We start from the raw sequence: 12,944 nt of genomic DNA on the forward strand, positions 1-12,944 counted from the left end.
GCTCGGTGGCCGGTGCCGGCTCGTCACCGACGAGCCCTGCGCCCCGGTGGTCGAGGCGGCCGTCGCCGCCGCCGCGCCGGGCCTGCCGGTCGACGTCGCACCCCTGCAGGGTTACCAGGACTGGGCCGCCGCCCTCCTTCCCGACCACGCTGGGCTGACCCACCTCATCGCCTGCGAACGGGTCGGGCCCGGAGTGGACGGTCGGCCGCGCAACATGCGCGGCGAGGACATCGGCGCGCACACCGCACCCCTGGATCGGCTCTACACCTCCGGGTCGGCGTACCGGATCGGCATCGGCGACGGCGGCAACGAACTCGGCATGGGCCGCCTACCGGCGGACCTGATCGGCCGGGTGGTCGCCTCGGGTGAACGGATCCGGTGCGTGGTGGGCGCGGACGCGCTGCTCGTCGGTGGCACGTCGAACTGGGCCGCCGCCGCCCTCGTCGGCGCGCTGTCGCTGCTCCGCCCCGATGTGCCCGAGCTTGGGACGCTGCTGGAGCCCGCCTGGTCGTACGACCTGCTCACCGCGATCGTGCGCGCGGGCGCGGTGGACGGCGTGCGCCGCCGCCCCACGCTCAGCGTCGACGGCCTCGACTGGCCCGCATACGCCGAACCGCTCACCGAGATCGCCGAGCTGGTCAGGGCAGGCCGCTAGGGGTGGGTGGTTCCGTCGCCGGCCGCAACGCCCTCGGCGGGCGGCTCGCCGCTCGCGCGTGCGCGACCTGACGGGGGCGCAACGGCAGGTGCAGGGCGGCGGCGACCACCGCGAAGGCCGCCCAGCCGGCACCCAGCGCCACAGCGGACGAGACGTCCTGGAGGTAGTGGTACGCGGTCAGGAAGCCGACCAGCGCGAGGCTGTTGCGGGCGAAGTGCCGACTGAACTCGGCCAACTGCCGGCGGGCCTCGACGGCGACCAGCACCCCCGAGTACGGGAACGTCACCACCATGCCGCGCAGGACGGCCCCGAGCAGTTGGGTGAGGACCGCACCAACGAAGATCACCACCAGCTTGAGCAACGCCGGCAGCCCGTCCGGGCGGGTCTCCGCGACGGGAACCGCCTCCGCAGCGGGAACGTTATGCGGGCCGGCACTGCGGCGGGCGCGATGACGCAGCCACAGGATGGTCGCCGCCCAGAGCACGAGCGTGCCGGCGAGGGCCGCCTCGAACGGGATGTGAACCGCCAACAGACCGGCGCTCAACGCCACGTACACGGCGATCCCGGCGACGTCGGCGAGCAGGATCGGCCAGCGCCACCGCTGGTGGGTGACCGCCACGGTGACGAAGAAGAGGTTGAGCCCGAGCACCCCGACCACCTGCGCGCCGTCCACCCGGTAGTCGGTGGTGACCAGGGCGAGCGTCATCGGCAGCGGCAGGCTGTAGACCAAAGCGCGGAGCCGGACGGAGCGGATCACGCTGACCGCCCAGACCACGGCCGTCACCAGGAGGACCGCGCTCAACGTCATGGCTCACCCGTTCCCGCCCCGGTGGGGGCCGTCAGTGGAAGGTCGCGGCGTTCGCGCAGAGGTCGAACACGCGGGTGAGCCGAGCGACGTCCGTCCGGTTGACCGAGAACTGATTCTCGCCGATCTCGCCGTGCGCGGTCATGTGGGCCTCCCAACAGCTCGACCCGTCCCAGAGTGTCAGATTGACGTGCAGGTGTGGACTGACCACCCCGAGGGGCAGCAGACCCACCCGTACCCCGGCCGCGCGCTGCTTCTCCACCAGGGCGGACAACTCGTCGGTCAGCGCGGCGTAGACGAAGACCCGGGTGATCTTGACGCCCCGTTGCAGGGCCTCCACGTTGGCCTCCCAGTAGCGCCGACCGATCTCGCTGCGCCACCAGCTCAGCTCCCCGCTCACCCGGGGCATCACGTTGGTCAACCCGTCCAGCCGGTGCACGCAGGTGCGGGTCGCGCCGACCAGGTCCTCGTCCTCGTCGCCGCGCCGGATGATCCGACCGTCCGCGAGCTGCTCGGCCTCCAACCGGAACTGCTCGTACCGCCGCTGCGCCTCCACCGCGACCCGGGTGCCCGCGTGCTGCTCGGCCGCCTCCCGCATGGCCCCGGCCAGCTCGGTGGTGGTGTGCACCAGCCAGGGCGGGCCGTCCAGCAGGGTGCGCAGGTGAAAGCGGCGCTCCGCGCGGGCCAGTGAGTCGACCAACAGCGAGATGGTGATGCCCATCAGGCCGGCCAACAGCGACTCCACCCCGGAGGCGGCGTTGCTGAGGTCGAGCACGATGCTGAGGGTGATCGACAGCGTGATGCCGACCAACGCCACCGGGTCGGTGTGCGCCACCAGCCGGACGAAGCCGGCGCTGGAGCCGCCGCCCTCCCGTAACCGCTGACGGGCCACGTCACGGGTCATCGAGATCCCCCAATCCGCCGCTGCCGCCAGCGTAGACAGCAACCACAACCACCGGCGCAGCCTGCCGGTAGCATCCGGCAGGTGCACAGAGCGGACGCGGCGCCGTCGACCGGGAGGGACGACGAGCGGATCACGGCGGAGGTCCGGGCCTGGGTCTGCTCCACCCCGCTGCGCGGCCTGGTCGCCCACTTCGGCGGCACCTGGCCCGACGGGGATCTCACCGACGTGCTCCGCTTCCTCGACGACTTCTCCGCCCACCACTGGGACTTCCGGGGTGGCCGGGAGCGGCCCGACGCCCGGGAACCCGACCTCGACCCGGCCACCGCGGCACTGGTGCTCGACGCGGCTGCCGCGCTCGGGCTGACCCACCCGGTGCCACCGGCCCGGTCGGCGTACGCCCACCTCGTGGTGCTCGGCGGCCTGGCGCACGCCTGCGTACGCCGCGTCGCCTACGCCGCGCACCTGCTCCGCGCCGGCCTACCGGTGAGCGGCGAGGTCGCCGTCCTGGGCAGCTTCCGGCCGCTGTCGGAATGGGAACGCCGCACCCTCGCCGACGCGGGCCTGCCAGCCGACGAGACCGAGGTGGACGCGCTGGACACGGCCGTCCGCCGGGTGTTCGAGGTGACCGCCCCGGCGGAGCAGGACGGCGTCGACGCCGGCCACCCGCACCACTCCTGGTCGTCGCGGACCTACCGGCCGGACGGGCTACCGCCGATCCGGGTGCTGGCCGCGCCGTCCAGCGAACCGGACCAGCGGCGCGCGCACACCGCCGACACCCAGCGGTTCTGGGCCGGCCACGTCCGGCTCGCCCCGGGCGACGAGGTACTGATGGTCACCGCGCCGATCTACGTGCCGTTCCAGCACTGCGACGCGCTGCGCACGCTGGCCCTGCCGTACGGGTGCGCCATCGACACGGTCGGGGTGGACCCGACGTTGGCCGACCTGGCGGTGCTGCCCGAGCAGACGCTCACGCCGGGGCGCTACCTGCAGGAGATCCGGTCGGCGATCCGGTCGATGCGCGCCCTGCACGACCACCTTCGGTGAGCCGGACGGCGGATCGCGCCACAGTGTCCAGCAGCCGCCGGAGCAGCTGGTCATCCCGCCGTGGATTCGGCGGGTGCGGCACGCCCGGTGGTCGTGGCCGGCGCGAGGCGGCGTTGTCGCGGTAGCACGGCGCCGGCAGCGGTGGCCGCGAAGGCGAGCGCGGCGGAGACACTCATCGCTGATACGTAGCCGTCGCTGAACGCGCCAGCGGTGGCGTAGCCGCCGGCCGTGGCGAAGACGGCGCCGGTGAGGGCGACCCCGAACGCGCCGCCGAACTGCCGGAGCGTGCTGAAGGTGCCTGATGCCCGGCCGATGTCCTGCGGCGCGACGCGGCTGACGACCGATCTGGTGACGGCGGGAAGGGCCAGCGAGAACCCGAGGCCACCGACGGTCATCGCGACGGCGGTCGTGGCGTAGCCGATGCCGGGCTCGGAGATCAGCGCGATCCATCCCATGCCGACGCCGAGCAGGAGCGTGCCGGCGATGACCAGCGCCCGTTCGCCTATCCGATCGGTGAGCGCGCCCGCCCGCGGCGCGATGAGGAACGGTGCGATGCCCCACGGCAACAGCCGCAAGCCGGCTTCTACCGCACCGTGGCCGAGTGCGACCTGCTGGAATTGGGAGGTGAAGAAGATCGCGCTGGTCAGCGACGCGTTGATGAAGAACACGGCGGCGTTGCCGGCGGAGAAGGCCGGTGAGCGGAACAACCGCATCGGCAGCATCGGGGCAGGGGTCTTCAGCTCCCTGACGACGAACAGGCCACCGAGCACGATCCCGCCGATCAGCGTCGAGCGCGTCTCGGCGCTGCTCCATCCGGTCGCGTTGCCGCGCACCAGGGCCCAGGTGGCGCCCAGAGCCGATCCGGCGGCCAGGGCCAGGCCCGGAAGATCGAGCTGACCGCCGGGCCCGCGGGCCTCGACAATCCTGCTGAGCACCAGCGGAATCGCGATCAGCGTGATCGGAACGTTCAGCCAGAAGATCCACTGCCAGGCGAGGTTCTGGGTGACGACGCCACCCAGAACCGGCCCGGCGACCGCGGCGAGCCCGGTAACGCTGCCATAGACGCCCGTCGCCCAGCCACGCCGCTCGGGCGGGAACGCACCGTTGAGCACGCCCAGCGCGACCGGCATGATCATCGCCGCGCCGGCGCCCTGCACGACCCGCGCCGCGATCAGCGGGCCCGCCTGGGTGGACAGCGCGCAGGCGGCCGAGGCCACGGCGAACAGGCCCAGCCCGATCGCGAACAGGCGACGCCGCCCGTAGCGGTCGCCCAGCGCCGACCCGGTCATCAGCAGGACCGCGAAACTGAGCGTGTAGGCGTTGACGGTCCACTCAAGGTCTTCGAGCGACGCGCCGAGGTCTCGCTGAAGAGCGGGCAGCGCGGTCGCCACCACCAGCATGTCCAGCACCACGACGAACGATGCCAGGGAGCTGAGGGCCAGAGCCCACCGCTGTGCCGGCGTGGAGCGTGCCGGCGTTGTTGTTCCTGTCTTGTCCACGTTCTTCTCCAGGAGTTCGTCTGTCCGGTACTCGGGTCGTTCCGCCTCGCTCCAGGAGCGGTCAGGCGGCGGGGCAGTCGTGGTACGCCTCGATGAGCCAACGCCCGGAGCGGCCGGACAGGACCCACGTGGCGATCGACCAGCGACCGTCGCCTGGCTCGCTCTCGCCGACATCGACGGTCACGCTGCGGCTGATCACGATCGCGGTGACGTCGTCGAGGAACCGCACGCCCTGCACGCGATGGACACGCCGGGTGCCCTTGAGCTGGTCGGCGAACGCCGCCGCCATCGCGGTACGGATCACCGCCTTGCTCAGCAGGGCGACCCCGGGCAGCACTGCGGTCGCGTCGTCGGCATAGTGGGCGACGAAAGCGGCCACGTCGTTGTCGACCCAGGCGGCCGAGACGGCGTCGATCACCGCTCGCACCGGTTGCTCGGCGGTGTCCTGGCTCGTCGTGAAAGTCATGGTCGTCCTCTCCTCGGTGCGGGAGGTGCCTCGGGTGGCCTGGGGGACCAGGCGGAGTCGGCAGCTCACCGATCAGGAATGGAGACTCGGTGGATGGATCGGACTGGTCGGCCACCGACTGCGACGTGGGCTTGGCCACACCGAGGTCGCGGGCCGATCACTTTCCGACGGACCGCAGGTCTGTACAAAGACAGGTCAGGCCGCAGACGGGTGGAGTGACGACATGACCCAGGCAGCGCAGGCTCCGGTGCGGGAGACTTACGCGGGGACGGACGACGAGGAGTTCTCCCGGCTCACCGAGCCGTTCCGCCGCGAACTTCTGGCGCACTGCTACCGCATGTTGGGCTCGACGCACGACGCCCAGGACGTCGTCCAGGACACCTACCTGCGGGCCTGGCGCGGCTTCTCCGGTTTCGAGGGCCGATCGTCGCTGCGGGTCTGGCTGTACCGCATCGCCACCAGCGCCTGCCTGACCACGCTCAAGCACCGCAATCGACGGGTCCTGCCGTCTGGGCTGGGCCCGTCGGGCGACCCGGACCAGCCGCTGACGGTCGCCGGCCCCGACGTCGCCTGGGTCCACCCGCTGCCGGAGGCGGAACTGCCCGTCACGGATCCTGCCGCGATCGTCACCACACGCAGCAGCGTCCGACTCGCCCTGGTGGCAGCGCTGCAATATCTTCCGGCCCGACAGCGGGCCGTGCTGATCCTGCGCGACGTGCTCGCCTGGCACGCCTCCGAGGTCGCCGAGCTGCTCGACACCACCACCGACGCGGTCAACAGCGCGCTCGCCCGGGCCCGCGCGCACCTCGCTCGCACCGGCCTCACCGAGGACATGTTCACCGAACCGGCCGATCCGGCCGACCGGATGCTGCTCGACCGATACGCACGGGCCTTCCAGAACGCGGACACGGCGGCACTGCTCCAGGTGTTACGCGAGGACGTCACGATGGAGATGCCGCCACACCTGACCTGGTTCGCGGGACGCGACGCTGTCATTCGCTTCCTCACCACCACCGTGTTCGGCCGCGTCGGCACGATCCGCACAATTCCCGCGCGGGCCAACGGCCAGCCGGCGCTCGCCACCTACACCCAGGGCACCGAAGGGCTCTATCACCCCCACAGCCTCCACGTGCTCACCCCCACCCGAACAGGCGTCTCCCGGATCGTCTCGTTCCACGACCCGAGCCTCTTCGCACCCGGCGGTCTCCCGACGCGCATCGACGAGACCAGCCGGCCCGTCGCAGGACGCTAGTCCCGGCCCGGCCAGGCCATCCGTGAGGAGAGTCCGACGGGCCTATGCCCCGGCGGTGTCGGCGACGGCCTGGGCGAAGACCTCGGAGCGGTGCTCGAAGTTGCGGAACCGGCCGTAGCTGGGCGCCGCCGGGGACAGCAGCACCACCCCGCCGGCGGGGGTCACCTCGCGGGACAGCCGGACCGCGTCCACCAGGTCGTCGACCAGTTCGGTACGCACCTTCGGCAGGCCGGCGAGCACCTCGACGATGCGGGCGCCGCTGTCCGGAATCCCGATCACGGTCAGCTCCCGCTCGGCCAGGTGCTCGGCCAACGGCGTGTAGTCCAGACCCCGGTCGTTGCCCCCGACGATCACCGTCAACGGCCGCCCGTCGTACGCGTCGATGGCGTGCATGGCCGCGTACGGGCTGGTGGCCAGGGTGTCGTCGACGAACGTCAGCCCGGACGGGTCGGTGATCTCGGTGAGCCGGTGCGCCAGCCCCTGGAACTCGGCGACCGCCACGGCGAGGTGATCCTTGCCGGCCACCACGTCCACGCCGAGCGCGTCGAGCACGGCGAGCGCGACGCAGAGGTTGCCCTCGTTGTGCCGGCCGACCAGCGGCAGTACGGCACGCGGAAAGAGCGGCTGGTCACCGACGTGGAACCAGGGCGTGCCGTCGGCGCCGGTGGCGACGTGCGTGGTGTCGGGGCGACCGGCCCGGACCGCCGGCAGCTCACCCAGCTCCGCGGCGAGCCGGGGGTCGCCACCGTTGACCACGATCGTCTCCGGGTCGTGGGCGAGCAGGTTGAGCTTGTCCCGGTAGTACTCCCGTTCCCCACCGTGCGCGTCCAGGTGCTCGGGGAAGAGCGCGGTGACCACCGCCACCCGGGGGGAGTCGGTGAGGTCGCTGCACTGGTAACTGGACAGCTCCAGCACGTACAGCTCCGCCTCCGGCAGGTCCAGGGTCGGCACCCCGATGTTGCCGCCGAAGACGTTCGGCCGACCCATCGCGGTGAGCAGGTGACTGATCAGGCTGGAGGTGGTGCTCTTGCCCTTGCTGCCGGTGACCCCGACGGTGCGCGCGGCGTGGTCGGCCATCCACAACGCGGTGCCCTGGGTCACCAGGATCCCGCGGCGGCGCAGCTCGACCAGCCACGGGTGGGTCTGGGGCACGCCCGGGGAGCGGACCACCACGTCCGCGGCGGCCAACCGCTCGAAGCCCGCCTCGCCGGTGACCAGCGGCGCCGCCTCGGCCAGCGGGCCGTCCCAGGGCAGCGACAGGAAGTTCGCACTGTCGTCCACGGCGACCAGCTCGGCCGGGCCGTGCGCGGCGATGGCGGTCACAGCGGCCCGGCCCTCCCGACCGGTGCCCCAGACGGCGACGGTACGTCCGCGCAGGTCAGAAAGGCGCACGGGGCTCTCCTCGTGGGTCACGGCGGCGGCAGGGCGGGCCCGGTCCGGACACGGCCGGACGAACCAGGGCCTAGTATGGCGTGTGCCCAACGAGCAGCTCCGGCGGATGGACGCCTTCACCTTCCCGTCCTACTCGATCGACTTCGCCACCGGCGAGGTGTTGTTCGACTACGCCCTGACCGGCCCGGCCGGTGAGCAGCGGTTCACCGAGGTGATCACACTTCCGCTGCCGGCGGAGCCACCCTCCGACGAGACGGTGGCGACCCTCAACCGGGTGCTGGAGGTGCTGCACCTCGTCGCCGGGGTCAGCTACTACAAGGCCGCCGCGCCGCCCCGACTCGTGCTGCCGGCGCCGCTGGGCGCGGCCACCGTCGACTACGTCACGGCCGTCTACACCAAGGGCCTCGCGGAGTACGCGTACCGCAACGAACTGCCGCACGTGCTCGAGCTGCGCCCGGAGGTGCCGGCCGGTGAGGTGACGCCGGCCCGGGTGTACGACGACTCGGACCGTCGCCCGCTCTCGGCGGTCGGCGGCGGTAAGGACTCGATCGTCAGCCTGGAGGCGCTGCGCCGCGCCGAGCTGGACCCGGTGCCGTTCTCGGTCAACCCGAACCACGTGATCGTCGCCGTCAACGAGGCGTCCGGGCTGGTCCCGCTGGCCGCCCGGCGGCGCATCGACCCGGTGCTGTTCGACCTGAACGCGGCCGGCGCGCTGAACGGGCACATCCCGGTCACCGCCATCAACTCGCTGATCGCGGTGGCCACCGCCGTCCTGCACGGGCTGGGCCCGGTGGTGATGTCCAACGAGCGTTCGGCGTCCGACCCGAACCTTGCCTGGAACGGCCACGAGATCAACCACCAGTGGTCCAAGGGTGTCGAGGCGGAAGGGCTGCTGCGGGCGTCGCTGGCCGAGCACGCCGGCCTGACCGACCCGTACTTCTCCCTGCTGCGGTCGCTGTCCGAGCTGCACATCGCCCGGCTGTTCGCCGAGTTCACCCGGTACGACGACGTGGTGACCAGCTGCAACCAGGCGTTCAAGCTGCGCGACGCGAGTGAGCGTTGGTGCCGTGACTGCCCGAAGTGCCGCTTCGTCTTCCTGGCCATGGCGCCGTTCATGCCCCGGGAGCGGGTCACCCACATCTTCGGCGGCGACCTGCTGGCCGACGAGTCGCAGATCCCCGGCTACCGCGAGCTGCTGGGCGTGGACGGGCACAAGCCGTTCGAGTGCGTGGGCGAGGTCGAGGAGTCGGTGGTGGCCCTCGGCCTGCTCGCCGAGCAGGACCAGTGGCGCGACGCCCCGGTGATCCAGGCCCTGGTCGACGCCGTCCCGGCAACGGCCTGGTCCGCGGTGGCCAACTCGGACGTCTTCACCCCCGGCGGCCCCAACCACATCCCCCCCACCTACGCCAAAGCCCTGAGTTCCCTCACCTAACCCCACCCCTCTCCCCTCCTCCCCACCCTCCGACCCCCTTCCCCCGGTTGATCATGAAGTTATTGCCACGCTCACCGGCGTGTCATGGCAATAACTTCATGATCAACGCGGGATAGGGCGGGGCCCGGGGTGGGGTTAGGGGGTGCGGACTGCTTCTAGGGCTAGTAGGGCTACGTGTAGGGACAGGCTGGCTTCTACCGAGTCCAGGTCCACGTCGAGGATGCGGGCGATGCGGGCCAGGCGTTCGTAGAAGGCCGGCCGGGACAGGTGGGCGGCGGCGGCACCGGCGGACTTGTTGCGTCCCTGCTCCAGGTAGGCCCGCAGGGTGTCGAGCAGCTGTTCGCGGGGGTGCCGGGCGTCGTACTCCAGCAGCGCGCCGAGTTCGCGTTCCACGAACGTCTGCAGGCGGGGCTCGTCGCGCAGCAGGTGCAGCAGCCCGGCCAGACCGACGTGCGGCAGCCGGAAGATCGGCAGGTCACGCCGGTCACGCCGGGCCGCATCGGCGATCTGCCGCGCCTCGACCAGGGACCGTCGGGCCTCCCGCAGGGTGCTCACCCCGGACCCGGCGGCAACGATCACGGAACCCGGGCCGACACCCCGGGAACCATCGACACCCGCCCGCACGGCCTCGATCCCGAACCCCGCGCGGGACGGGTCGGCACCCGACGCCGCACGGGAAGCGTCGGAAGCGGGACGGGACAGGTCGGTACCGGAAGCCGCCCGAGCCGGTTCGGCACCGGGCACCGGCCGACCGGTGCCGGCGTCGAGGCGTACCCGACGAAGTGCGCTGGCGAACGCGGACAGCGCGCGGTCCTCGGCGGCCGGGTCCGACAGGGCCAGCAGCGCGCCCACCGAATGGTCGTCGACGGCGCTGGTCAGCGCGGTCAGTTTCGCCTCCCGCAGGGCCTGGCCGACCGCCTCGGACAGATCCCGTAGCCGGGCCTGACCGGCCTCCGGGCCGACCTCCCCAACGGGGTCGTCGGCGCGGTGCCGGACCATCACGCCGACCAGGTGCCGCCGGTCGAGCACCACGCCGAGCGCCTTGGCCCGCAACCCCACCTCGTCCACCGGGCGGGAGTGGTCGAGCAGCGCGGTGAGCAGGGTGCGGTGGATCTGCCGTTCCAGGCCCTCCGCGTCGCGGCGGATCAGCCGGCCCAGCGCGAGGGTGGACGCGGCCCGTTCGATCAGGATGGTGAGCCGGGTGGGTGGGCCAGCGGTCGGTTCGACGGCCCGGGCGCTGGGCACGTCCCCGCTGGCCGGCCAGCGCAGCAGCAGCCGACCCCAGTCCTGCCCCCGGGCGCCGACGGTGGTCACGAGCCACCCGCTGTCCGGGTCGTACGCGGTCCGCCCGGCCGGACGGATCCGCCGGGAGTGCTGCTCCCAGCCGTCCAGCAGCAGCTCGGCGCTCTCCCCCGCCGGGTCGTACCCGAGCACCTGCCGGGACAGGTTCTCCAGCACCACCGGGCAGCCGGACAGCTCGGCGGCCTGCCGGATCACCTCGGCGGCGTTGGCGCCCTCGACGGAGAGGTCGTTGAACCGCTGGTGGATCTCCTCGGTGGCGCGCAGCTCGGTGAGCTGCGCGTCGACGATCAGCGCGTGCACCGCCTCGGTGATCCGGACGAACGGGGTGGCCCGGCGCAGCTCCACCAGGGGCAGCCCGCGCCGCTCGGCGGCGGCGGCCATCACCCGGGGCACCCCGCTGACGTACCGGCGGCCCAGCTCGACGACGAGTCCGGAGACTCCCACGTCGGCGAGGTCGCCGATGAACGCGCGCAGCCCGGCGTCGTCTCCGGGCAGGCCGATGCCGGTGGTGAGGACCAGTTCGCCGCCGCCGAGCAGGGTGGCGATGTCCGGCACCTCGGCGACGTGCACCCAGCGGACGGGTCGGTCCAGCCCCTCGTCACCGGCGACCACGCGTGGCGCGCCGTGGCGGACCGGGTCCAGGGCGAGGACCTCACGGACGGTAGGGAACACGGCCGACACGCTACCGTCCGTGACGCCGGAACTCGACTTGCCACCGGCGGCCGGGGTCGGCCGGGGTCAGTCGACGCCGAACTCCATCGCGGCGCGGTCGAGTGCCTCGTCCTCCGGCGAGGCGACGCCCCGGGAGGCGATGGCCTCCGCGCCACCCTGGGGCATCGCGCCGATCAACCCGGTGGAGGCGGCCTGCGCGGCGCCGATCATCCGCTGCGGGTTCCCGCCGCCGACCAGGCCGAGGGAGGCGTACTGCTCCAGCTTCGAGCGCGAGTCGGCGATGTCCAGGTTGCGCATGGTGAGCTGGCCGATCCGGTCGGACGGGCCGAACGCCGAGTCCTCGGTACGCTCCATCGACAGCTTGTCCGGGTGGTAGCTGAACGACGGGCCGGTGGTGTCCAGGATCGAGTAGTCCTCGCCCCGGCGCAGCCGCAGCGTCACCTCGCCGGTGACCGCCGTGCCGACCCACCGCTGCAACGACTCGCGCAGCATCAGCGCCTGCGGGTCCAGCCAGCGGCCCTCGTACATCAGTCGACCGAGGCGGCGACCCTCGTTGTGGTAGTTCGCCAGGGTGTCCTCGTTGTGGATGGCGTTGACCAGCCGCTCGTACGCGTAGTGCAGCAGCGCCATCCCGGGCGCCTCGTAGATGCCGCGGCTCTTGGCCTCGATGATCCGGTTCTCGATCTGGTCCGACATGCCCAGGCCGTGCCGGCCGCCAATGGCGTTGGCCTCCAGCACCAGGTCGACGGCGCTGCCGAACTCCTTGCCGTTGATGGTGACCGGGCGGCCCTGGTCGAAGCCGATGGTGACGTCCTCGGTCGGGATCTCCACCGACGGGTCCCAGAACCGGACGCCCATGATCGGGTTGACCGTCTCGATGCCGGTGTCGAGGTGCTCCAGGGTCTTCGCCTCGTGCGTGGCGCCCCAGATGTTGGCGTCGGTCGAGTATGCCTTCTCGGTGCTGTCCCGGTAGGGCAGGTCGCGTTCGAGCAGCCACTCGGACATCTCCTTGCGCCCACCCAACTCGGTGACGAAGGCGGTGTCGAGCCACGGCTTGTAGATGCGCAGCATCGGGTTGGCCAGCAGGCCGTACCGGTAGAACCGCTCGATGTCGTTGCCCTTGAAGGTCGAGCCGTCGCCCCAGATCTGGACGTCGTCGGCGACCATCGCCCGCACCAGCAGGGTGCCGGTCACGGCGCGGCCCAGCGGGGTGGTGTTGAAGTACGCCCGCCCGCCGGTGCGGATGTGGAAGGCGCCGCAGGTCAACGCGGCCAGGCCCTCCTCGACCAGGGCGGCGCGGCAGTCGACCAGGCGGGCGACCTCGGCGCCGTAGCTGAGCGCGCGACCGGGCACCGAGGCGATGTCGGGCTCGTCGTACTGGCCGATGTCGGCGGTGTAGGCGCAGGGAATCGCGCCCTTGTCGCGCATCCACGCGACCGCGACCGAGGTGTCGAGGCCGCCGGAGAAGGCGATGCCGACACGTTCGCCGGTGGGCAGGGAGGTGAGAACCTTGGACACGGG

The 12,944-nt window shown here is 72.1% G+C and carries 11 protein-coding genes; 4 read left to right on the forward strand and 7 right to left on the reverse strand.

Annotation, left to right across the window (positions count from 1 at the left end; genetic code table 11):
- On the forward strand, positions 1–655 hold a 655-nt coding region (locus PSH25_RS01205; protein WP_238657168.1), incomplete at its 5' end, for a glutamate cyclase domain-containing protein.
- Here the strand turns inward: PSH25_RS01205 and PSH25_RS01210 are convergent.
- A complete protein-coding gene (locus tag PSH25_RS01210) occupies positions 639–1,463 on the reverse strand; it encodes a hypothetical protein (protein ID WP_238657169.1) in 825 nt (274 codons plus the stop codon). The genes PSH25_RS01205 and PSH25_RS01210 overlap by 17 nt on opposite strands.
- Before the next feature lie 31 nt (positions 1,464–1,494).
- Complete coding sequence (locus PSH25_RS01215; RefSeq protein ID WP_238657170.1) at positions 1,495–2,364, reverse strand: hypothetical protein; 870 nt, start codon at positions 2,362–2,364, stop codon at positions 1,495–1,497.
- Positions 2,365–2,445: 81 nt separating this feature from the next.
- Here PSH25_RS01215 and PSH25_RS01220 point away from each other — a divergent pair, with 81 nt between their 5' ends.
- A complete protein-coding gene (locus tag PSH25_RS01220; protein ID WP_238657171.1) occupies positions 2,446–3,408 on the forward strand; it encodes an ElyC/SanA/YdcF family protein in 963 nt (320 codons plus the stop codon).
- A gap of 50 nt (positions 3,409–3,458) precedes the next feature.
- On the opposite strand, the gene PSH25_RS01225 is transcribed toward PSH25_RS01220, so the two are convergent.
- Together PSH25_RS01225 and PSH25_RS01230 are read right to left on the reverse strand one after the other, a co-directional pair.
- Positions 3,459–4,907, reverse strand: coding sequence for an MFS transporter (locus tag PSH25_RS01225; protein ID WP_238657172.1), 1,449 nt, complete (start codon positions 4,905–4,907; stop codon positions 3,459–3,461).
- Positions 4,908–4,968: 61 nt separating this feature from the next.
- A complete protein-coding gene (locus PSH25_RS01230; RefSeq protein WP_238657173.1) occupies positions 4,969–5,373 on the reverse strand; it encodes an SgcJ/EcaC family oxidoreductase in 405 nt (134 codons plus the stop codon).
- A 223-nt stretch (positions 5,374–5,596) separates the two neighbouring features.
- Between PSH25_RS01230 and PSH25_RS01235 the strand changes: the two genes are divergently transcribed.
- Complete coding sequence (locus PSH25_RS01235) at positions 5,597–6,625, forward strand: sigma-70 family RNA polymerase sigma factor (RefSeq protein ID WP_238657174.1); 1,029 nt, start codon at positions 5,597–5,599, stop codon at positions 6,623–6,625.
- A gap of 42 nt (positions 6,626–6,667) precedes the next feature.
- Here PSH25_RS01235 and murD read toward each other — a convergent pair whose 3' ends face one another.
- A complete protein-coding gene (gene murD, locus PSH25_RS01240) occupies positions 6,668–8,017 on the reverse strand; it encodes a UDP-N-acetylmuramoyl-L-alanine--D-glutamate ligase (RefSeq protein ID WP_238657175.1) in 1,350 nt (449 codons plus the stop codon).
- An 82-nt stretch (positions 8,018–8,099) separates the two neighbouring features.
- Between murD and PSH25_RS01245 the strand changes: the two genes are divergently transcribed.
- Positions 8,100–9,449: a MurL-like N-terminal domain-containing gene (locus PSH25_RS01245; protein WP_238657176.1), complete on the forward strand. Its 1,350-nt coding sequence runs from the start codon at positions 8,100–8,102 to the stop codon at positions 9,447–9,449.
- A gap of 135 nt (positions 9,450–9,584) precedes the next feature.
- Here the strand turns inward: PSH25_RS01245 and PSH25_RS01250 are convergent, their stop codons facing one another.
- Complete coding sequence (locus tag PSH25_RS01250) at positions 9,585–11,423, reverse strand: PucR family transcriptional regulator (RefSeq protein WP_502361342.1); 1,839 nt, start codon at positions 11,421–11,423, stop codon at positions 9,585–9,587.
- A 66-nt stretch (positions 11,424–11,489) separates the two neighbouring features.
- A complete protein-coding gene (gene argG / locus PSH25_RS01255) occupies positions 11,490–12,941 on the reverse strand; it encodes an argininosuccinate synthase (RefSeq protein ID WP_238657178.1) in 1,452 nt (483 codons plus the stop codon).
- Positions 12,942–12,944: the final 3 nt, after the last annotated feature.

Source organism: Micromonospora foliorum (assembly GCF_022229015.1).
Taxonomy (GTDB): Bacteria; Actinomycetota; Actinomycetes; order Mycobacteriales; family Micromonosporaceae; genus Micromonospora; species Micromonospora foliorum.